This is a genomic window from Salinicola salarius (genome assembly GCF_002179555.1).
Taxonomy (GTDB): domain Bacteria; phylum Pseudomonadota; class Gammaproteobacteria; order Pseudomonadales; family Halomonadaceae; genus Salinicola; species Salinicola salarius_A.
The window spans coordinates 49,165-70,956 of record NZ_NHOU01000009.1 but is presented as its reverse complement, the minus strand read 5'-3'; the positions used below and the strand labels follow the sequence as shown (position 1 = coordinate 70,956).

The 21,792-nt window shown below is 61.9% G+C and carries 19 protein-coding genes; 4 read left to right on the top strand and 15 right to left on the bottom strand.

Annotation, left to right across the window (positions count from 1 at the left end):
• Positions 1–80: 80 nt before the first annotated feature.
• The 5 genes from CCD76_RS09315 to CCD76_RS09295 all read right to left on the bottom strand — a co-directional run bounded on the left by CCD76_RS09315 (position 81) and on the right by CCD76_RS09295 (position 4,852).
• Entirely contained in the window at positions 81–869 is a 789-nt protein-coding gene (locus tag CCD76_RS09315; RefSeq protein WP_087719240.1) for an enoyl-CoA hydratase/isomerase family protein, read from the bottom strand.
• A 42-nt stretch (positions 870–911) separates the two neighbouring features.
• A complete protein-coding gene (locus tag CCD76_RS09310; protein WP_179208890.1) occupies positions 912–2,198 on the bottom strand; it encodes a TRAP transporter large permease in 1,287 nt (428 codons plus the stop codon).
• Positions 2,195–2,758, bottom strand: a complete 564-nt coding sequence (locus CCD76_RS09305) for a TRAP transporter small permease (protein ID WP_256961233.1) — start codon at positions 2,756–2,758, stop codon at positions 2,195–2,197. The genes CCD76_RS09310 and CCD76_RS09305 overlap by 4 nt, the downstream gene beginning before the upstream one ends.
• A gap of 60 nt (positions 2,759–2,818) precedes the next feature.
• The gene (locus CCD76_RS09300; protein WP_087719239.1) at positions 2,819–3,799 is read right to left on the bottom strand and encodes a TRAP transporter substrate-binding protein; all 981 of its coding nucleotides are present in this window, start codon (positions 3,797–3,799) and stop codon (positions 2,819–2,821) included.
• A gap of 369 nt (positions 3,800–4,168) precedes the next feature.
• Entirely contained in the window at positions 4,169–4,852 is a 684-nt protein-coding gene (locus CCD76_RS09295) for a GntR family transcriptional regulator (protein ID WP_087719238.1), read from the bottom strand.
• Between the two features lie 101 nt (positions 4,853–4,953).
• On the opposite strand from CCD76_RS09295, the gene CCD76_RS09290 reads away from it, so the two are divergent.
• Positions 4,954–5,418, top strand: a complete 465-nt coding sequence (locus tag CCD76_RS09290) for a GlcG/HbpS family heme-binding protein (protein ID WP_087719237.1) — start codon at positions 4,954–4,956, stop codon at positions 5,416–5,418.
• Between the two features lie 91 nt (positions 5,419–5,509).
• Entirely contained in the window at positions 5,510–6,148 is a 639-nt protein-coding gene (locus tag CCD76_RS09285; RefSeq protein WP_087719236.1) for a hypothetical protein, read from the top strand.
• 172 nt (positions 6,149–6,320) lie between these two features.
• On the opposite strand, the gene CCD76_RS09280 is transcribed toward CCD76_RS09285, so the two are convergent.
• From CCD76_RS09280 to CCD76_RS09270, 3 genes are all read right to left on the bottom strand, one after another.
• Positions 6,321–6,986 carry a response regulator gene (locus CCD76_RS09280; protein WP_087719235.1) on the bottom strand — a complete coding sequence of 222 codons (666 nt, stop codon included), beginning with the start codon at positions 6,984–6,986 and terminating at the stop codon, positions 6,321–6,323.
• Between the two features lie 388 nt (positions 6,987–7,374).
• Positions 7,375–9,327: an acetate--CoA ligase gene (gene acs / locus CCD76_RS09275; protein ID WP_087719234.1), complete on the bottom strand. Its 1,953-nt coding sequence runs from the start codon at positions 9,325–9,327 to the stop codon at positions 7,375–7,377.
• A 337-nt stretch (positions 9,328–9,664) separates the two neighbouring features.
• The gene (locus CCD76_RS09270; protein WP_306298800.1) at positions 9,665–10,297 is read right to left on the bottom strand and encodes a SprT family zinc-dependent metalloprotease; all 633 of its coding nucleotides are present in this window, start codon (positions 10,295–10,297) and stop codon (positions 9,665–9,667) included.
• A gap of 103 nt (positions 10,298–10,400) precedes the next feature.
• On the opposite strand from CCD76_RS09270, the gene CCD76_RS09265 reads away from it, so the two are divergent.
• On the top strand, positions 10,401–11,078 hold the full coding sequence (locus CCD76_RS09265; RefSeq protein ID WP_087719233.1) for a YecA/YgfB family protein: 678 nt from the start codon (positions 10,401–10,403) through the stop codon (positions 11,076–11,078).
• A 27-nt stretch (positions 11,079–11,105) separates the two neighbouring features.
• On the opposite strand, the gene CCD76_RS09260 is transcribed toward CCD76_RS09265, so the two are convergent.
• Positions 11,106–12,233: a phospholipase D-like domain-containing protein gene (locus tag CCD76_RS09260; RefSeq protein WP_087719310.1), complete on the bottom strand. Its 1,128-nt coding sequence runs from the start codon at positions 12,231–12,233 to the stop codon at positions 11,106–11,108.
• Between the two features lie 176 nt (positions 12,234–12,409).
• Between CCD76_RS09260 and plsB the strand changes: the two genes are divergently transcribed.
• On the top strand, positions 12,410–14,830 hold the full coding sequence (gene plsB, locus CCD76_RS09255; protein WP_256961232.1) for a glycerol-3-phosphate 1-O-acyltransferase PlsB: 2,421 nt from the start codon (positions 12,410–12,412) through the stop codon (positions 14,828–14,830).
• 25 nt (positions 14,831–14,855) lie between these two features.
• Here the strand turns inward: plsB and CCD76_RS09250 are convergent, their stop codons facing one another.
• The 6 genes from CCD76_RS09250 to CCD76_RS09225 all read right to left on the bottom strand — a co-directional run bounded on the left by CCD76_RS09250 (position 14,856) and on the right by CCD76_RS09225 (position 21,725).
• Positions 14,856–15,656, bottom strand: a complete 801-nt coding sequence (locus CCD76_RS09250; protein ID WP_087719231.1) for an ABC transporter permease — start codon at positions 15,654–15,656, stop codon at positions 14,856–14,858.
• Between the two features lie 12 nt (positions 15,657–15,668).
• Positions 15,669–16,556: an ABC transporter permease gene (locus CCD76_RS09245; protein WP_087719230.1), complete on the bottom strand. Its 888-nt coding sequence runs from the start codon at positions 16,554–16,556 to the stop codon at positions 15,669–15,671.
• Positions 16,537–17,670: an ABC transporter ATP-binding protein gene (locus CCD76_RS09240; RefSeq protein ID WP_087719229.1), complete on the bottom strand. Its 1,134-nt coding sequence runs from the start codon at positions 17,668–17,670 to the stop codon at positions 16,537–16,539. The genes CCD76_RS09245 and CCD76_RS09240 overlap by 20 nt, the downstream gene beginning before the upstream one ends.
• A gap of 93 nt (positions 17,671–17,763) precedes the next feature.
• Positions 17,764–18,876: an extracellular solute-binding protein gene (locus CCD76_RS09235; RefSeq protein ID WP_087719228.1), complete on the bottom strand. Its 1,113-nt coding sequence runs from the start codon at positions 18,874–18,876 to the stop codon at positions 17,764–17,766.
• Between the two features lie 427 nt (positions 18,877–19,303).
• Positions 19,304–20,374, bottom strand: a complete 1,071-nt coding sequence (locus tag CCD76_RS09230) for a porin (protein ID WP_444875468.1) — start codon at positions 20,372–20,374, stop codon at positions 19,304–19,306.
• A gap of 427 nt (positions 20,375–20,801) precedes the next feature.
• Entirely contained in the window at positions 20,802–21,725 is a 924-nt protein-coding gene (locus CCD76_RS09225; RefSeq protein WP_256961231.1) for a ProQ/FINO family protein, read from the bottom strand.
• Positions 21,726–21,792: the final 67 nt, after the last annotated feature.

Below are 21,792 nucleotides of genomic sequence, written 5' to 3'. Positions count from 1 at the left end.
GGTGGGAGCGAGACGGCGCCGGTTGGCGGCTAGGGTCTGTTGACGTTTCATGCACGGCCGCGCTGAAACGTCAACAGACCCTAGCGGCCCTGCCAGGTGTACGGGGTCTTGTCGACGAATCGCCTGACGGCGCCCTGGAAATCTTCGCTGGTGTAGCACAGCGCGATCAGGTCATCGGCAGCATCATGGCCGGGGCGGCGCCGATCCAGAATGCGGTTGATGCAGGCCTTGGCCGCGCGCATCGTCAGCGGCGCATGCCCGGCCAGCTTCTCGGCGAGCTTCGCCGCTGTCTCGTCGAGGGCTTCGCTGTCGACGATCTCGTCGATCAGGCCGACGGACAGCGCCTCCTCCGCCCCGATCATCTTCGCCAGCATCAGCACGCGCTTGGTGCGCGCGATCCCGATCAGATCGACCAGCCGCGCGACATTGGTGATCGACATGCAGTTACCCAGCGTCCTGGCGATGGGGATGCCGAACTTGAAATTGGCGTTGGCGTATCGGAAGTCGCAGGCCATCGCGATGGCAGCGCCCCCACCGACGCAGTAGCCGTCGATCAGCGCGACCGTCGGCGTCTCCAATCGCTCGATCCCGCCGATCACGGCATCGATCCGGCGTTCATAGTCGATGCCGTCGCCGCGCTCGCGGAAATCGACGAACTGCTTGATATCGGTGCCCGCGACGAACGCTTCGCCGCCCTCGCCGCGAAAGGCGATCAGCGCGACCGTTTCATCCTCGTCGAATTGCTGGCAGGCCCGGATCATGGACTCGTACATGTGCCAGGTCATGGCATTGCGAGCCTCGGGGCGATTGAAGCGGATCCAGCCGATAGCGCCACGCTGGTAGCAGCGAATTTCGTCATCCTGGGTCATGGTGTCGGTTCTCCTGGGTCGATGCCTGGCCGGTTTCCGGTATCAGGTGCCGTAGATCAGATTCACGAGCAGTAGCGCGAAGTCGGGCACGTAGGTGTTGAACAGCAGCACGACGAACAGCACCCCCAGGAACCAGAGGTTGGTTCGCGTCGTACGCCAGATGTCTGCCTTGGCGATCGAGCACGAGGCGATCAACACGCTCGCCACGGGCGGCGTCTGCTGGCCGATGGCCAGGTTGAGCGTGACGATCAGGCCGAAATGTAGAGGATCGATCCCCACACTGATGATCAACGGCAGCACGATCGGCACCACCAGGATGATTGCCGCCGCCGAGTGCAGGAACACCCCCAGGATCAGGAAGATGACATTGAGCAGCGCCAGAATGACGTACTTGTTGTCGGTCAGCCCGCTGATCGAATTGGCCAGTTGCTGCGGCAATTGGGACTCGGTGAGATAGAGCCCCACCAGCGCGGAGCTGGCGACCAGCAGCATCACCACCGCGGTCTGGATGCCGGCATCCAGGCAGGATTTCCACAGCGTCTTGAGCGAGAACTCGCGGTAGATCACGGCGCTGATGAAGATCGCGACCACGACGGCCAGCGCCGCGCCTTCGGTGGCGGTGACGATGCCGCCGAAGATGCCGCCGAGAATGATCACCGGAATCATCAGCGCCCAGATCGCCTCCTTGAACGACTTCCAGACTCGGCTGGCCTGAAAACGCCCTTCGGAAGGAAAGTTGTGCTTGCGTGCCAGGAAGTAGCAGACCACGGCCAGGCCCAGGGCGCCCAGCAGACCCGGGAAGATGCCCGCGACGAACATCTTGACCACCGACTCTCCCGACATGACCGCGTACAGGATCATCGGGATCGATGGCGGCAGGATGATCGCCAGGCTGGCAGCGGACGAAGAGATCGCCGCAGCGAACTCCTTCGAGTAGCCGCGGTTCTTCATCGCGGGAATCAGCAGGCTGCCCAGCGCGGAGACGCCGGCCACGGCAGAGCCAGAGATCTCGGCGAAGAAGATCGATGAGCCGATGGTCACCATCGCCAGGCCGCCCTTGACGAAGCCGACCAGCGAAGCGGCGAAGTCGATCAGACGCCGCGAAATGCTAGAGGCGTTCATGATCGCCCCGGCCAGAATGAACAACGGGATGGCGATCAGCGGAAAGTTGGTCGCGCCCTCGAACATGGTCAGGCCGATATTGGGCAACGCATAGACGCCGTAGCTGGAGTAGACGGCGACGGCGCCGACCAGGCCCAGCGCGATGGCGATCGGTACGTTGAGCACGATCAACAGCAATAGTCCTACGAACATCAGCGCCAGAATCATCGTGTCGCACTCCCTGCATCGGACTGACTGGCCATGTTCGAGCCGAGACCTACCTCCTCGAGCTCGTGGTCGACGAAGCCGTCTCCCCTCGCCTGCCGAATCACCTCCGGCAACCGCAGCAACTCGGCGATGATGAACAGCACCGAGGCAATCGGCAGCGCCGACTGCGTGAATTGCAGCGAGACGGTGGTCAGGCTGATCATGGTCGACCCGGCAAGAATCTGGACGACTTGCCAGCCGGTCACCGTCAGCAGGACGAAGAAAGCGATCGCCACGGCCTCGCCCAGCAGCGCGATCGGCAGACGCACGCTCGGCGGAAACGCATTGACGATACTGGGACAGGCGATGTGTGCCCCCTTGGCGGCAGCCAGGGCAGCACCGTAGTAGGTCAGCCAGGCCAGGCTGATCGAGGCCGCCTCGTCGTACCAGGTAAAGGGCGACCCCACCAGGCGCGAGAGGAAGCCGACGATCACGATCCCCGCCAGCACCAGCATGTTGACGACCACGATGATCTCGAGCAGTCGGCTGAAGCCATCGCGCAGCGTATTCAGAGTTTTCACAGGCGGCTCCTTCGTCCACGGCCCGGTCGCGCCGTGACTCGGCACGACCGGACGCGCGGGTTAACTGGCGGGTTGCAGTTCACGCACCTTGTCGAGCATCTCCTGGCCACCGTCGACGTCCTTGATGAACTTGTCGTAGACCGGCTGGGAGGCATCGATGAAAGCCTGACGATCGACCTTGTTGATCTGCAGACCGGCGTCACGCATCTTGACCAGCGTCTCCTCGTCGAGCTTCGCGCCCTGCTCCAGCGCGTAGGACTCCATCTCCATGGCCGTCTGCTGGAGCACCTCGCGCACGTGCTCGGGCAGTCGGTTCCAGCTCATGCCTGCCGTCACGAAGGCCGGGGTGTAGATGTGATCCGACAGCGAGAGATATTCCTGCACCTCCTGCAGACGCGAGGCGTAGGTCTGGACCAGCGGGTTCTCCTGGCCATCCATCGCCCCTGTCTGCAGGGCAACGAACACCTCGGAGAGCGCCATGGGCGAAGGGTTCGCGCCGTAGCTCTTGAACATCTCGACACGCCAGACGCCCTGCGGCACCCGCAGCTTGATCCCGGAAAGATCGGCAGGCGTATTGATCGGATGGACGTTGTTGGTGATCTGGCGGAAGCCGTTCTCCCACACGCCGATGATGTGATAGCCCCGGCTTGCGGCGACGGGATAGAGCTGAGGTCTCACGACTTCGTCGCGCACCTTGGCCATATGGTCACGATCCGCGATGAGGTAAGGCATCTCGAACAGCGCGAACTGGGGCGCGACGCTACTCATGACGGTCGAGGGTAGCGCCAGATCGACCGTGCCCAGCTTGAGCTTCTTCAGCAGCTCCGAGTCGCCCCCCAACTGGCTCGAGCCGTAGACGACCACCTTGGCTTCACCCGCCAGCTTTTCGTTGGCGCGTTTGGCGAATTCCTGGGACACATCGGCGAACAGCGAATCCGGCTCGCCGACGTGCGCGAACTTGACCTGAACTTCCTGGGCATTGGCGTGGCTGGCACCGGCCATTAGCGCGAGCGCCAACAGGCCTGCTTTGAGACTTTTCATCACTGGCGTCCTTCTGTCTTTTTATATTGGCTCGCCTGAACGATGGATCGGAGATGGTCAACGAGGATCCCGCGACGCCCCCCGGTCGATACCCCGCAGTGCGAGCACCTTGGAGATCTTGCCAGCGAATTATGAATTCATAATTCATTATTGCCCAACCCGACATTTGTCTATTGACGGAAAGTTGAAACCGGGAAAATCCCGCAACGCTCAGAACGGCGCAGCAGGAGGCAGAAACAGGAGAAATTCCGAGCGGAAAGCGGAAAGCGGAAAGCGGAAAGCGGAAAGCGGAAAGCGGAAAGCGGAAAGCGGGATGCAATCCCCTTCCGCCACCAGATTAAAAGGGTGTCGTTCTGTCCCAGCTCGGTCTTACGAACTACGGCTCCGGGCGACGCCCGGGTCATCATCGATCACCCCGCTCGCGGCCGCCACGACCAACTTATGGCGCAGATGCTCTCGCAGTATGCTACCGAGTCGCTCTCCGTCCCGGGCCAGCAGGCATTCGATCATGGCTTCATGATCGGCCACGGCCTGGTCCCAGTACTCATCGATCATGCTGGAATAGCGCACCCGCTGAATGCGGTAGTTCAAGCTGCTGTGGGTCTCCCGCAGTACCTCGTTGCGGGCTGCCAGCATGATGGCATCGTGAATGCGGTGGTTGAGTTCGAAGTAAGGCCGAATCTCCTTGCGCTTGTAGTGCGCCATCATCTGATAGTGCAGCGCCTGGATGTCGGCGACCTCCTCTTCGGTAATATAGCGACACGCCAGCTCGCCGGACAGCCCTTCCAGCGCGCCCATCACGCTGTAGGTCTCCTCCAGCATCTGGCGCGTCAACCGCACGACACGCGCTCCCCGGTTGGGCAGGAGTTCGACCATCCCCTCGGACGCCAGTACCTTGAGCGCTTCGCGAAGCGGCGTTCGAGAAACCCCGAACTGCTCGCATAGTTGTTTTTCCGGAATCCGGGTACCGGGAAGCAGGGTTCCATCGTTGATCATGTCCCGGATGCGGGCGGCTGCCTCGCCGTACAGGGTGTTTTGCTGAATCTTGATCATGGGGCACTCAGAACAGGTTCGATGTTTCCATTCTCCCAATGGCGCATGGATGACGCCACTAAAAATGAATTATGAATACAGAATAGAGAATGGAGATCACAATGGCTCGTAACGTCTATCTCACCCACCAGACTTTGTCACTGAAGCAAGCCCGCACCATTGTCGAGGCCGCTCTAGCCTATGCGGCAGCGCAGGCGATGAACCCCATCACCGTGACGGTCATGGATACCAGTGGGCACCCGATAAGCTGCGACAGAGCCGATGGCTGCGCCACTTTACGGTTGGCCGTCTCGCATGGCAAAGCCAAGGCCGCCTTGGGCTACGGTCTGTCCAGCGGCACGATCGGTGAACGGAATCAGGCACGACCGTCGTTCCTGTCGGCAGTCGCCTCGGCGTCCCAGGGCGAATTCGTCCCCGTGGCCGGCGGCGTGCTGATTCTCGACGAGCAGGAGCGAGTCATCGGTGCCGTCGGTGTCAGCGGAGACAGTTCCGACAATGACGAACGGGCTGCCATGGCAGGAATAGAGGCAGCCAGCCTGCGGGCCGGTCTCGCGCCAGAAAATTAAGAAAAGCTTAAATTTTTACGGAACAGCGCTTCTTAAGAACATTAAGGCTGATAATCTTAGCCAGCTATCAATTGCTGTGCAGGAATCTATCATGCCTACTCTCTCCTTTCGCGCAATCGCCTTGAGGGCCGGCATCTACGTCCTGATCCTGGCCGGGCTCATGCAGATAGTGATGACGGTGGACGCCAGACATGCGGGCGCCCCCGATTTCAGCGAGACTTCGCTGACGGAACTCACCCAGGCTGCGCTGCTGCTGCTTTGTACGGTTCTGATGCTGGTCATTCGTCTGCGTTACAGAGTCCTGCGCAGCGTCAGCCTGCTGATGGCCGCATTTTTCGCGATATCCTTCGTGCGGGAGAACGACCAATGGCTGGATGCCTACGTCTTCGATGGCGCCTGGCAATGCCTGGCGGTACTCCTGGCACTACCGACCCTGACGCTGGTGATACGCGCACGGCGCGGCTTTCTCGAAGAGTTCTCGCTGATTGCCAACAGCCTGGGATTCGGACTGTTCGCGGGCGGCTTTCTCACGACCTACGTGTTCTCGCGCCTCTACGGGCGCAGTGAATTGTGGCAAGCCCTGATGGGCGAACACTACCTGCGAATCGTCAAGGACGCAGCGGAAGAGATCACGGAACTGGCCGGCTACAGCCTGCTGTTTTTCGCTAGCGTGGAGCTGCTGCTTTTGGCCAGGCGACTTCGCAACGAAAAGCCCTCTACCCCGACTTAACCTTCTACCATGTCTCTTAAGACCGCCACGTAGCACAAGACAGTAGCCTTGCTGCTGCGACTATCTTCAAGGCCCTCCTGCTCCCTTGTCGAGTTCAGTCTCGCTGAAACGAGAAAGCCGCCGATTCTACAATGAGAAACGGCGGCTACCGACACCCGGATATCCGAAACGATCAGTCGTTGGTCACCTTGGGCGGTTCGATCTCCAACTTCTGAGCAGCGATGACGGCCTGCGTACGCGAGTGAACCCCTAGCTTGCGTAGTATGGCCGTCACGTGAGCTTTGATGGTGGCTTCCGACACATTGAGTTCATAGGCGATCTGCTTGTTGAGAAGCCCTTCCGTCAACATGTTGAGTACGCGAAATTGCTGTGGCGTCAATGAGGCGATCGCTTCCGCGAAACGGGCATCCTCCGGACTGCCCTCGCCCATGGCATCCGCCAGATAAGGCGGCAACCAGACTTCACCCTTGAGCACTTCACCGATCGCTTCGGCGATGGTGTCGAGAGAAGCAGACTTGGGAATGAAACCCGAAGCGCCGTAATCGATGGCACGGCGGACCACGTCCACCTCTTCACTACCGGATACCACCGTCACCGGAATATCCGGCATCTGTCCGCGAAGCTGGATAAGCCCCGAGAAACCGTGAGCGCCAGGCATGTGCAGATCGAGCAGGATCAAATCGGCATCGGGGTGTCGAGTGACGACTTCCGTCGTCGCCTCCATGGTGTCCGCCTCGACGATTTCTGCTTGCGGCGACACCTGTCGCAATGCCTGATTGAGCGCCGCCCGGAAGAGTGGGTGGTCATCGGCAACGATGAATTTCTGGGCAAAAGCCATTGATTCTCCTCCGGCGCTGTCGAGATATGTGGCGAGATAGTCGGTCCACTATCGCCACCTAGACAAAGATGGTTCAACTATTGATTAACGGCATGTTACCCCATGCACTCGTGGAATCCCAAGTATCAAATCATTGGGAAAAAAATCCAGGGATAACCAAAGGGTAAATACGCCGCAAATACATAAAAAAAGTTCGATCGTCTCGGAAAGCTGGCGTGCTTCCCTCCCTTTGGAGTGGCACGAAAAGTACCGGGAGGAAAGCCTCTTTCAAGACGATCGAACGACAATCATCAGTCGATATGAGTAGCGGTCACTCAAATTAACTAGTTATATAGCCGTCACCATGATGATTGACCCAAAAGCCCATTTCAAAACTCGAAATGACGAATCAGGAGCGCACATGGCGATTTTCGATCAGATCCTCCACGACGCCAGGATCGGCGAGTGTCGAGGTATCACCTAGCCCATCGCATTCATTGGCAGCAATCTTGCGCAGGATACGGCGCATGATCTTGCCGGAGCGAGTTTTCGGGAGTCCCGGCGCCCATTGGATCACATCAGGCGTGGCGATCGGGCCGATATCCTTGCGCACCCACTGCTTGAGTTCCTGCTTCAACTCCTCGCTGGGTTCGACGTCATCGTTGAGCGTGACATAGACATAAATCCCCTGACCTTTTATATCATGCGGATAGCCGACGACAGCCGCTTCGGCCACGGATTGATGAGCGACCAGGGACGACTCAATCTCCGCCGTTCCCATCCGGTGTCCGGACACATTCAGCACATCATCGATACGCCCGGTGATCCAGTAATCCCCATCGGCATCGCGACGACAGCCATCTCCGGTGAAGTAGACCCCTTCGTAGGTGGAAAAGTAGGTCTGAACGAAGCGCTCGTGATTGTTCCAGATCGAGCGCGCCTGCCCTGGCCAGGAGTCGAGGATGACAAGATTCCCCTCGGTCGCGCCTTCCAGTCGCTTGCCATCGTTGTCCAGCAGCGCCGGTTGAACGCCGAAGAACGGCTTGGTGGCGCAGCCCGGCTTGAGATCGGTGGCGCCGGGGAGCGGCGTGATCATGTGTCCGCCGGTTTCCGTCTGCCACCAGGTATCCACGATCGGGCAGCGGGAATTGCCGACGACGCGGTAGAACCAATCCCACGCCTCCGGGTTGATCGGCTCCCCCACCGAGCCGAGAACGCGCAACGAGCTGCGCGTGCTGTCGTCCATGATGTGCTCGCCATGCGCCATCAGCGAGCGGATGGCCGTCGGCGAGGTATAGAGAATCGAGACGTTGTGCTTGTCGACGACCTGCCCCATGCGGCCATGGCTGGGGTAGGTCGGCACGCCTTCGAACATCAGCGTGGTGGCGCCGTTGGCCAGCGGCCCGTAGACGATATAGCTGTGCCCGGTAATCCAGCCTACATCGGCGGCACACCAGTAGACTTCGCCATCGTGATAATCGAAGACCAGGCGATGGGTCAGCGCAGCATAGAGCAGATAGCCGCCGGAGGTGTGCTTCAGCCCTTTCGGTGTCCCCGTCGACCCGGAGGTATACAGAATGAACAGCGGATCTTCGGCGTTCATCGTCTCGGCGGGGCAATCGGTGGACTGCGGGTCGACGACCTCATCGAACCAGCGATCCCGGCCTTCATGCCACTCGATGTCGCCACCGGTGCGCTTGACCACCAGCACGGACTCGACCACGTCGGTGCCCTCCCGGGTCAGCGCCGCATCGACGTTGTCCTTGAGCGGCACCTGCTTGCCGCCACGTACCGACTCGTCGGCCGTGATGACGACGCGGGATCGGGAATCGACGATACGCCCCGCCAGGGCATCCGGCGAGAAGCCGCCGAACACCACCGAATGCACCGCACCGATGCGCGCACATGCCAGCATCGCCATGGCCGCTTCCGGCACCATCGGCATGTAGAGCGTGACCGTGTCGCCCTTGCCGACCCCCAGGGACTTGAGGCCGTTGGCGAGCTGCGAGACGCGCTGATGCAGCTCGCGGTAGGTGATGGTCTTGTGATCGGCGGGATCGTCGCCTTCCCAGATGATGGCGGGCTGATCGCCCCGGGTTTCCAGATGGCGGTCCAGACAGTTGTGGGCGACGTTGAGTTCGCCATCCTCGAACCAGCGGATATCGACATTGTTCGAAGCGAACGAAGTGTTCTTGATGGTAGCCGGTTTCCTGCTCCAGCTCAGGCTTTCGGCCTGCTCGCGCCAGAAGCCTTCGGGATCTTCGACAGACTGGCGATAGAGCGTCTCGTAACGATCGCGATCGATCCAGGCATCGGCTGCCAAGCGCTTATCGACAGGATATACGCGCTGCTGTTCGCTCATGCTCCAGTCTCCCTGTTGATGACTATGTTCGTACCCGTTCGACGGCGAAAGCCCAACTGGCTCAATGCGATAGACCATCGACGCTCGAGTGGGTCAGCATATAACGGCGGCACCGGGCACCCCCTATTAGACCTTCGTATCAACCAGTGTCGTTCGCCTGTCGCAATCGTGCCAATCAGGCTCGATCCGACGACGACAGGGTCGCCGAAAAGCGAGGCCCGTCGACGCTTCACGCACGGCCGCGGCTCGCGCTGAAACGTCGACAGCCCTGGTGAGGTTCGAGTGGGAAAGAGAAAAAGAAATGGAGAAAAGGGAGCTCGCTGGAACGCCGCCAGCGCTATGCCGGCGACTCCCGATAGGCAAAGGTCAGCGTCGCTCGACAGTGACGGCAGCGATACCGAGTCCCCTTCGAGGCCTGGGAATGGCGCCGCCCGGTGAATCGGTGCAGCGTCTCGCAGCGGCAGCGATAGAGATATGGCGAAGGGCTGGCACGGGCGATGTCGAAACGATGCGTGACGACCGGCTTCAGACCATAGAGCTTTCGCATCACCGTCTGCCACTCGCGCCCGTGGGGCCGGACATTCAGCCCTTCCTCCAGATGAAAGACCAGCCAGTGCGCCATCTCGTGGGGTACGATCTCGTCCATGAAAGCCTGCCGGTTTTCGTGCAGCAGCGTCCGATTGAAACGCAGCCCGCCACGCTGGTAATGCGCCTGTCCGGCGCTTCGGCCCCGCAGATCGAACCAGATTTTGGGCCGGGGTAATGCCGGGTGCACTTCACAGGCGAGCCGCCAGGCAGCATCGGCCCGCAGCAGCAGCTGGCTTTCCAGCGACGACTTGTCGAGCGCCTCCAGCGCCTGGGCGTCACTTTCGCCGAGGGCGGGGGAAACGGGGGAAGAACGCAGATCGATCATGGGATGATAGAATGCCGACGACACGAACGGGCGTCCAGCCCGCTGACCCTTTGCCATGCATTTCCGTTGGTCACACGTTCGTATCGGCCGCACGTTCGTATCGATCAGAGGTTCGTATCGGCCACACATTCATTATCTTCGCCTGATCCGGAGCGCCCTCATGCCTGAACTCTCGTCTGAACGACCGGACGATGCCGTCGAGAGCCAACCGCCGCTGAATGACGACGCGCTGGCGCGCCTCGACGACTACCTGAACGCCGAACGTCTCGGCGAAGAGGCGCCGGATGTCATCAGCGCCCACGGCTATCTGGTGGCGCTTGCCGTCTCGCCTCGGGATATCTCCCCAGAGCAGTGGATCGCCGAGCTTTTCGAGGGAGAGCCTCCTTTCGACGATACCGCCGAGCGCGACGAGATTCTCGGCCTGCTGGAAGCGCTCAAGGCCAACGCCGCCAGCATCCTGGAGCGCGGCCACTGGGTCGAGTTGCCCTTCGATGCCGAGCTGGATGAAGCGGGAGAGATGGCCGCCGCCATCGAGGACTGGTGCGCCGGATTCATGCAAGGCGTCTTTCTCGACGAGGCGGCCTGGTTCTCCCAGGATGAATCGCATGTGGCCGCCCTGCTGCTGCCATTCATGGCGCTGTCCGGCCTGTTCGACGACGAGCCGGAGATCGCGGAGATGGTCACCGAGGACGCACAGTTTGCCGCCCTGGCGGGCCAGCTTCCGGAGTTGACGCTGGATCTCTACCTGCATTTCCGGGTGCCGCCGGAGCCGCCCAAGGGCAAAGGAAAGAGCGCCGCCAGAACATCCGGTGGGCGCAAGCGTGGCCGCAAGCGCTAGGGTCTGAATCAGCGCCGGATCCCGCCGCTACTTGAGCCGTGTCACCCAGGCGTTGAGCGTGCCGAACAGCCACTCTCTCGCCCGCTGCCCCCACGAGCGCCGGGCCCAGCTTTCGGCATCGATATGCTCGCTGGCGGCGAAGTTGCGTTCGAACAGCCGGGCGACTTCGGCCGCGAATTCGGCGTCATCGACCTCCTGGTTGGCTTCGAGATTCCACTGCAGGCTCCAGTGATCGAAGTTGCACGACCCCAGCGATACCCAGTCGTCGACGACGCTGAACTTGGCATGAATGAAATTGGGCTGGAATTCGTAGATCCTGACCCCCGCCTTGAGCAGCCGGCGATAAAATCGCTGCCCGGCGTAGCGCACGCCGGGGTGGTCATGGTGCCCGCCACCGGCCAGCAACAGGCGCACGTCGATGCCGCGGCGGGCGGCGCGAGCCAACGCCCGGCGCAGGCTGAGCGTCGGCACGAAGTAGGGCGTACACAGCCAGAGCCTGCGGCGAGCCGTGCCGATGCGCCCCTGCAGCGAGAGACGAATAGCCTGATAGCGATGTCCCCGCCCCCAGATGGCCCGACCCCGCATGCCGTCGGCAAAGGGTGCCGGCACCGATGACCCATGAAGCGATCGCGTCAGACGCGTTCGTGTGCCATTACCGCGCGTCAGCGGCGAATCCCAGACGTGGGCGAACAGCTGCATCCAGTCCTCGACCACCGGCCCCTGGATACGCACCGCGACCTCGTACCAGGCATCGACGAACTCGTCGACGATGCCAAAGCCGCCGGTAAAGGCCGTGACGCCATCGACGACGACGAGCTTGCGATGATCGCGCATCAGGTTGCCGCCCAGCCGCGTCACCGCCAGCGGGTTGAAGAACCGCAGCTCGACGCCGCCGTCCCGCAGTCGCCGCCGATCGCCATGCGACAGCCCCATGCTGCCGACGCCATCGAGCATCAGCTTGACCTCGACCCCACGCGCTGCCGCCGACGTCAGCGCGTCGATGAAATGCTCGGCCAGCGAGCCCGACTCCATCAGATAGAGCTCGATCCACAAATAGTGCCGGGCGCCTTCGATGGCCTCTCTCATGGCAGGCCAGAAACGCTTGCCCTCCGGCAACAGCTCGAAACGGTTACCGTCCTTCCATGTCGCTTGCATTAACTACCTGCCTCCTTGGTCGCTCCCGATTGACGCACGTTTGCGGCGCCAAGGAAAGCGACCGTTCCGGGTCATCGCTGTCGGCTGGGCTTGTCGCTATACTCGGGAATTTGCAGGGAAAATTGCCTGGATGCCAGCGCTCCTGGGGCTTCAACGACTATGGGACATCAACGACCGTGACTGAACTTCAACGACTGTGGCACCGTCTGGTCGGTCGCGTGCTCGATCGCTGGCTGGCCTTTCGCCTCGTCGAGCCGGAGCCCTTTCGGCTCGATTCCACGCTGCCGACATTCTATGTCATCGCTCGCCCCTCGATGACCGACGAGCTCGCCGTCGAACGCCTGAGCCGCGATCTCGACCTCCCCGACGCCGGCGAATGGCATCCCTTCGGTCACGGCGGGCTGCCGGCCTGCTTCGCCCTGCCGCGCCTGCGGGGCAGTCGCGGCAAGATCCGGGGCCAGCATTCGGCACACCTGCAGCAGCTGCTGGACGCGCTCGAGGCCGACCCCGAGCTGGACGCGCAGTTGGTGCCGGTCAGCGTGTTCTGGAGCCGCGCCCCGGGCAAGGACTTCGGCTTCTGGAAGATGCTGGCCGCGGATGACTGGGCCTGGAGCGGGCGTCTGCGCCGGCTGCTCTCGGTAATCGTCAACGGCCGCCATCTGGAGGCGCACTTCGGCGAGCCGATCCGGCTGCGGCCGCTGATCGACGATCCCGCCGTCACCTTGACCCAGCGCAAGGTTGCCCGGGTGCTGCGCGTTCACTTCCGCCGCATTCGCGCTCGAGTGCTGGGGCCGGACATCTCGCATCATCGCACGCTGGTGCGTGGCGTGGTCGATAGCCAACCGGTTCGTCAGGCCGTGCTCGAGGCTGCCGAAACCAATCGCAGCACACCGGCACGCGAGCGCCGGCGCGCCGAGCGTTACGCCCGCGAAATCGCCTCCAACATGTCGTACCCGGTGCTGCGCTTCTTCTATGAAATGCTCAAACGGCTGTGGAACCGTCTCTATGACGGCGTCGATGTACACGGGCTGGACGCGGTCAAGGCGATCGCCGGCGAGCGCACGCTGATCTACGTCCCCTGCCATCGCAGTCACATCGACTACCTGCTGCTCTCCTACGTGCTCTACCGGGAAGGCCTGATGCCGCCGCACATCGCCGCGGGACGCAATCTCGACATGCCGGTGATCGGCGCGCTGATGCGACGTGGCGGCGCGTTTTTCATGCGCCGCAGCTTCAAGGACAACCGCCTCTACGCCACCGTCTTCAACGAGTACCTGCATCGTCTGATCGCGAGAGGCCACCCGGTGGAATACTTCATCGAAGGCGGGCGCTCTCGGACCGGACGGATGCTATCGCCCCGCCCCGGCATGCTGGCGATGACGCTGCGCTCGTTCGCGCGGGACGCGATCCGGGATGTCGCCTTCGTGCCGGTCTACGTCGGCTACGAACGCGTGCTGGAGAGCGGCAGCTATCTACACGAGCTCCGCGGCGGCAGGAAGAAGAAGGAGTCTCCGCTGGATCTGCTGCGCGTGCTCAAGCATCTCCGCGAGCCTCACGGCCGCGTCACCGTCAGCGTGGGTGAGCCACTATCGCTGGCCAGCTTCCTGAACGATACGGTGCCGGACTGGCAAGGCGAGCCCGCTTCGACACGCCCGGCGTGGCTGAACCGGGCCGTTCCGCTGCTGGGGGAAACGCTGGCTCGCCGAATCAACGACGCCGCCAGCCTGAATGCCGTCTCGCTGGTAGCGATGACGCTGCTGGCGACGCCGCATCACACCATCGAATCCGATCTGCTGGCACACCACATCGGCCTGTTGGTCAGGCTCCAGAAACATCTGCCCGGCAGTCGGCGCTGCCGGCTGCCGACGGGAGAACCGGCGGAGTGGATCGATCACGCCGTGAATCTGGGCTTCGTCACGCGTCAGCCCCAGGCGCTCGGCGAACTGATTACCGCGCGCCCGGAGCAGGCGACGTTGCTGACCTGGTACCGCAACAACGTACTCCATCTGTTCATGCATCTCGGGCTGGTGGCATTCGCCTTTCGCAACAACGCCGCCTTCTCGCTCGACGACCTCGATGCGCTGCTGACGCCGGCCTGGCCGCTGCTGGCGCAGGAGCTCTATTTCGCGCCACCGGACGATCCACGACAGCGCCTGGCGGATACCCTCGCCGTATTGACGGAAGAAGGCCTGCTGCAAGCCACCGACAACGGCTGGCGCCGGCAGCCCGGGCATCTCGAATCCAGCGAACACCTGCGACTGCTGGGGCAACCGGTGCAGCCCACGCTGGAGCGCGCCTATCTGCTGCTGGCATCGCTGCTGCGCTATCCCAGTGGCGAGCTGACCCGGGAAGTGCTGGAAGAACATAGCCGCCAACTGGCCGAGCGCCTGACCCTGCTGGCCGGACTCAACGCCCCGGAGTTCTTCGACAAGCGGCTGTTCAGCGGATTGCTGGACACGCTCGAACAGCAAGGCTGGCTACGCGTCGAGAACGAGCATCTGTTCTACGAAGAATCGCTGCCGCGCCTGCAGCGGCGCAGCCGGGCGCTGTTCGACCCGGAGCTGCGCCACCGCCTGGTGCGGTTGACGCGCCAGTAGGCCTCGCTTCTCCTTCGACGGCCTGTCAGACCAGGCGCCGCGCGGCCTCGCGCCGGCGCTTGAGTTCGTAGATCACCGCCATCCCCACCGTGAAGAGGATCATCAGCAGCGCCAACGCGTTCACCGCCGGTGTCAGTCCCGTGCGAACCTTGGAGGCGATATAGATCGTCAGCGTCGTGTCGTAGCCGGCGACGAACAGCGTGGTGTTGTAGTTCTCCAGCGATTGCAGGAACGCGAGCACCGCCGCCGACAGAATGGCCGGCTTGAGATACGGCAGCAGGATCCGGCGGAACATCTGCCACTGGCTGGCGCCGAGATCCAGGGCCGCGCGTTCCAGCGTGCGATCGAAGCGCTGGAGCCGAGCCGCCACCATCAGCATGACGTAGGCGGCGATAAAGGCGCTCTGGGCGATGATCGTCAAGACGATTCCCCCGTTCACGCCCCAGTTCCGCCAGAAGATCAGCGTCGAGATGCCGATGATCACCCCCGGCGTCAGCAGCGGCGACAGGATCAGCGCGTAGATGAAGGACTTGCCGCGTCCCTCGACCGTGGTCAGGAACAGCGCGCTCGCCACGCCGATGGGCAGCGCCAGGCACAGCACGCCGACGGCCACCAGCAGGCTGTTGGCCAGCGAGCTCCACATCCCGCCATCGGCCCACAGCGCCGAAAACCACTGCAGCGTGGTGCCGGTCCAGGGCGTGACGGTCGGGAAGCGGCTTTCATTGAACGTCGCCGCCGCCATGATCACCAGCGGCAGGAACAGGTAGACGAAGAAAACCAGCAGATAGGCCTTGAGCGCCCAGGAGAAGAATCGCGATGAACTCATGAAGCGCTTTCCCTATTTGGCAATGTCGCCGAGCCCGACCTTGAAAATCCGCATGATGACGGTGACGAAGACGATACACAGCACCAGCAGCAGGAAGGCATAGGCGGCTCCCTGATTCCAGTCCCCGCCTTCGAAGAACCAGTTGTAGATGATCTGCGTGAACCAGCGGCTGCCCGGCGAACCCAGCAGCGCCGGTACCGCATAACTGCCGGCCGCCAGCATGAACGTCATGATGCAGCCCGTGGCGATGCCCGGCTTGGCATGGGGAATCACGATACGCCGATGGGTGCGGCCCCAGCCTGCGCCCAGATCCCGCGCGGCGCGAATCTGGTTGGAATCCAGGCTTTCGATGGCGTTATAGAGGGGAAAGACCATGAACAGGATGTAGGCATAGACCATGCCCACCAGCACGCCGATATCGCCATTCAGAAAGCGGATCGGCCGGTCGATCAGGCCCAGCGCGAACAGCAGCTCGTTGAGCGGGCCGCGAAAGGCGAAGATGATGTACCAGGCGAAAGTGCGAAGAATCTCGTTGATCCAGAACGGGATGATCAACAAAAGCAGACACAGGGCCGCCTGCCCCGGTGTCGCGACCTTGGCGAGATAATAGGCCAGCGGGTAGCTGACGATCAGCGTCAGCACGGTGACGAGAACGCTCGACCAGATCGTCTTGAAGAAGATCGCGAGGTGGATGTCGTTGTTGAAGAAGGTGGCGTAGTTGGTCAGCGACCAGACATCCTTCTCGCCGCCGCGTTCGGCCGGCAGCAGCGAGGGATGAAACGAGTAGTCGATCATCTGCCATTGCGGCAACAGCACCATCACGATCAGCCAGATCCCCAGCAGCGCCACGATGGCCATGGTCAACGGAACGCCGAAGCGATTACGCAGTTGCTGCCACATCGATGGCCTCCTCGCTCGGCTGACCCGCTTCGGCACCCGCCAGCACCACCGCCTGATTCGGCGCATAGTCCAGCCGGCAAGCGCTACCGACGGCGAACTGGCCTTCGAGTTCCCCTGCCGCTGCGTGCGGCAGATGGGCCCGGATCATCGGCCCCTGCTCCAGCGCGATTTCCAGCGTCAGCCACGCCCCTTCGAAGTGCTCGGTCCGGATCACCCCGCCGAGCGGCAGGCGCCGATCGTCGGCGGGCCCCACGCGCCACTGCTCGGGACGGACATAGAGCGTCGCCTCGTCTCCCGGTTCGACCGGGTCCATGGCGTGGCCTGTCAACGGTGCCGGCAGCCCGACATCCAGGGTCGCCATTCCGCCCTCCCGGGCCACGACACGGCCCGGGAACCGGTTGTTCTCACCCACGAAATTCGCCACGAAGTCGGTCTTCGGCTGGCGATACAGCGTCATCGGGTCGGCGACCTGCTGGATGCGCCCTTCCGACATCACGGCGACCCGATCGGACATGGTCAACGCCTCGCCCTGATCGTGCGTGATGTAGATGAAGGTGATGCCGGTCTTGCGCTGAATCGCCTTGAGCTCGGTGCGCATATGCTGGCGCAGCTTGAGATCCAGCGCCGACAGCGGCTCGTCCAGCAGCAACACCCTGGGCTCGACGGCCAGGGCCCGAGCGATCGCGATTCGCTGCTTCTGGCCACCGGAAAGATCGGCGACCGGCTTGTCTCCGCTGCCGCCCAACGCCACCAGCTCGAGCAGTTCATCCGCTCGCCGGCGACGCGCCTGACGGTCGATGCCCCGCACCTCCAGGCCGAACTCGATGTTCTGGTAAACGCTCATCAGCGGAAAGAGCGCCAGATTCTGGAAGATCATCGCCGTCGGGCGGCGATTGACCGGCACCCGGGTCATATCCGTGCCGCCGATGGCGACGCTGCCTTCGCTGGGCGTGAGAAACCCGCTGATCATGTTCAGCAACGTGGTCTTGCCGCAGCCGGAGGGGCCGAGAAAGCTGAAGAACTCGCCCGACTCGATCTCCAGCGAAGTCGGCTGAATCGCCGTGAAATCGCCAAATCGCATGGCGACCTGGCGCAGGGATACGCGACCGTCCATGACGTCCTCTTGGAATGATATCGTTACCGTAATTCCATGGTATCTCGACGATTCCCCGTGTCGTCTCACACGGGGAATCGTGGCGAGAGAGGCTTACGCCGACAGATAACGATCCTGATACTCGTTACGCAACGCGACGTACCACGGGTCCTGCACCGGCCACCACCAGAGGTTGTCCAGGTCCTGCTGGGTGTAGGAATCCCTGAAGAACTGGCGGGTCGCCTCGGGCAGCAACTCCTCGGCGCCGACGGCAGTGGAGTTGTAGCCGGTCGACTTGACGAACATCGCTCCCGCTTCCGGGGTGTAGTACCAGTTGATCAACTCGTAGACCGCGTCGACATTCTGCGCATTCTGGGGAATCACGAAGCCTTCCATCCACGCCATGGCGCCTTCCTTCGGCGCGCCATACGCGATGGGTTCGCCTTCGCTCTGCAGCCGGAAGGCGGTGCTGTCCCACGTCTGGCCGATCAGCGCGCCGTTGGTACGGAAGGCACCCTGCGCTTCGTTCTCGGTCGACCAGAACTGGATGACCATGTCCTTGTGCTTGAGCGCTTCGCCCAGGATGACATCGAAATTGGCGCGCATCGCCTCTTCGGTCTTGAACGAATCGAGCAACGGCCGTGGCAGCTTGCCCTGCCCTTCCAGCCACAGGCCGATGCCGACCAGTGCGGAGTGCGCCCGCACGGTCACGCCGGGGCCGATTTCCGGGTTCCACAGATCGCCATAGCTCAATCGGGATCGGTCGATATCCGTGTATCGGGTGTTGTAGGCGATGGCCTCGGTGCCCCAGTCCGACGGCGCAAAATAGCGCTTTCCATCGACCACGCCGCCGACTTCCGAGCCCGTCATCGCGGTATCCAGGCAGCCATCCCAGCGAATACGCGACGTATCCAGAGGCTGGATCAACTGATAATCCAGGTAGCCAGGCACACGGTCCACGGTAGGCATGATCACATCGAACCCGGAACCATCGGTGGCCCGCAACGAATTCATCAGTTCGTCATTGGTGCCATAGGGCGTGAAGGTCGCCTTGATGCCGGTCTTGGCGGTGAAATCCGCGAGCATTTCGTCGGTGAAATAACCCGCCCAGGCGTAAATGCGCAGCGTCTGATTCTGGGCAAAAGCGCGATTGATATAGAAAGGTACCGAAGCGGCGGCACCGGCAGCCGCAGCCCCCTGCAAGAAACGACGACGGGAGAGGGTCATCGAAAGGTCTCCTGTTGTTTGTCGAACCGCCGCCCGGGTTCGCAAAAATACCGGCTAGCGGAAAACATTGTTATACGACAGACCTGTTACGACAGCGTGACGTTTCGTATTGGCATTTCGTGGTTATTGAACGTCCGCTCAAAAAGAGATTACCAGCCTGTCATGGAAAAGACATCTGAACGAAGGTCCAGAACGGAGAGGCAAGGGGCAAGGGGCAAGGGGCAAGGGGCAAGGGGCAAGGGGCAAGGGGCAAGGGGCAAGGGGCAAGGGGCAAGGGGCAAGGGGCAAGAACCGATTAAAAAGCGGCCGAGCCGCGACGGCAAGTGCCGAAACGTCAACGGACAATCTTTCACCCACGAAAAAGCCGGCCCTGAGGCCGGCTTCGTTCGATAGAGTGGCTCAAACAGCCACTCGAATCGGATTCAGCTTAGAAGCTGTAGACAGCACCGAAGGAAACGCCATCACCCTGGTCGTCTTCACGGTCACGAACCACACCCTCGACGAAGGTGTACATGGCCGGAGAGATGTTGTAGGTGACACCAGCCACGACTTCGTTGAAGGACTGGTCGCCGTCGCCATCGCCATACGTGGTGGCATAACCGGAGTCGCTTTCGGCATCAACATACTGGTAGGAGCCGTACAGATCGCCGTAGCCGTAGCCCCAGCGTGCACCCAGCGCGTAGAAGTCGACGTCGCTGTCGTCATCGTCGCCATCCAGACGCTCGGCCTTGGCGGCCAGGCGCAGCGTGTCGATGGTGTACTGCGCGGTCAGGCCATACGCATCGCCCGGATCGAAGCTGTCACCCACGCCGACGCCCGCGTCAGCATCCGCAGACTCGATGGTGCCTTCGTAGGTACCCAAGTTGTCGTAGACAGCTGCCACGGAGAAGGCGCCGACGGCATACTTCACACCGCCGAAGAAGGAGGCATTGTTGTCGCGATCGACTTCATATTCGGAATCATAGGCCGCGCCGTCGAAGGTGCTCTGCGCGTCACCCTTGAACTGGCTACCAACGGCGAACTGGAACCCGCCCAGCACCGGAGACATGTACTGCAGCTTGTCGCCTTCGCGGTCATCGTTGATGTCATTGCCGCCCATCAGAGCAGTAGTGGAATCAGATGTGTCGAAGGATTCGTTATTGGCGATCGGATCCTGGACCCAGTCGTCGATCAGCGTATCCCAGGAACCGACACGGAAGTCACCGAAGTTGCCTTTCAGACCCAGGTAAGCCTGGTCACCGGAGTTGATGCCGCCGTTGATTTTCTCTTCATCGGCATTGTGCTCGAACTCGGCCTTGAAGTAGCCGGTCAGACCCGGGTTGATGATGTGCTGGCCGGAGAAACCGACAGTGGAGCCGTTGTCGGTCAGCTCGTCTTCAGAATGGCCGTCACCGTCTTTGGTGCTGTAGTAGGCCATCTGGATATTGCCGTAGATGTCGAGCTGCGTGCCGTCCTGGTTGTAGACAGTCGCTGCCTGGGCAGCAGCGGAGGCGCCCAGGGCACCAGCAATAGCAGTCGCTAAGAGCGTCTTTAACTAGCTTACTGTTCGATCGTGTCTGCAGATGCAGTCGGCTTCGGCACCTTCAACCAGCTTCGTCACGCGAACGAATGACGGCTGTGGAACTTGGAAGCCTTGTTATTGTCCAATGCTCGCCCGGAAACCATATACCGGGCTTTAAAGGAACGCAACAAGAAAAAAACACTGTTTTCGTTCCCTGCGTGAACTCCCGATTTCCATCCCATGCCAGGGGTCGGTCGGTAATACCGGGCGCTCGAAGCCTAGCCTCGGGCGATGACAATCCCATGACACCCCACGGCCAGGCAAGTAAAAACGGGAGGACATCGTACGACTCAACGTCGCATCAAGACTAAAGTTCAACGGCTCGTTACACGGTCTGTTTGCCGGACTCCACCCTTCTCCCGGTTCACTCCTGCGGGCGTTGCCCGTGCTTGGCCAGTAGCGCCCCGATCTTGCGATCCAGCTTTTCCGACCGCTGCTGCGTTTCACGCGCTTTCTGTTTCTTCTGCAAGGCTTCCAGCTGTCGCTTGGCGTGCTTGGCCTCGTCGACCGTGACGAGCTCGCAATCCTCCCCCGCCATGTCGACACGCCGCGCCCCCTCTCGCACCGATTTCAGATAGCGCGGCAGATGCACGTAGCAGGCCAGGGCGCGACGAACCAGCTTCTCGGGCCAAGGCTCCACCTCGCACAGATCGAGATGGATACCGGTTTTCAGCGGCCGCGTATGGCCCTTGAAGAACGTCTTGGGATAACGCTTGTACCACTGGGCAAGCAATGCATGTGGAGAAGGCGCTTCGTGTTCGGCACCAAACGCCAGCGAATCCTGCGGCTGCTCGGGACCTGCCCCGGCCAGCGCCGGGTCATCCGGTGAAGTGGGTAAATGCGTATCGGGCGAGAGCGAGGCGGCGTCGTCAACCGGAGGCTCAGCGCGAGTGGTCTCCACGGCTTCCGCGACCTGCCCCCCTTCTTGCTGCGCTGTCTCGGAAGGTGAACTATCAAGTGGCGGCGCCGAAGTCAGGCGCTGCAGCGGAGAGACCGGTTGCCCCGGATTCGGGCGGGTGGCGGCCTCGCCCTCTTTCGGCCGAGGTCGCCGGAATGCCAGGTTCCCCAGCCCACGCGTCCGGGTTCCGCCATCCGGTTCTTCGTTATGATCCCGTCCCTTGACCACCATGGGATCCAGTTCCGCCAGGGCAAGCAATCGCTCCTTGAGCGCCCGGTTTTCGGCCTCCAGGGCCCGGCACCGCTCTTTCTCGGCTTCCAAAGCAGCTTGACCCGCTTCGACCTGGTGCTCGATGGCAGCCAGGAGCGCCTGTGTTCGATCCGTCAACACGGCACAACTCCTCTCAAGTCCTCTCAGTCAACATCGGGACACGCCGTCGCTCATCCTGACGACAGGC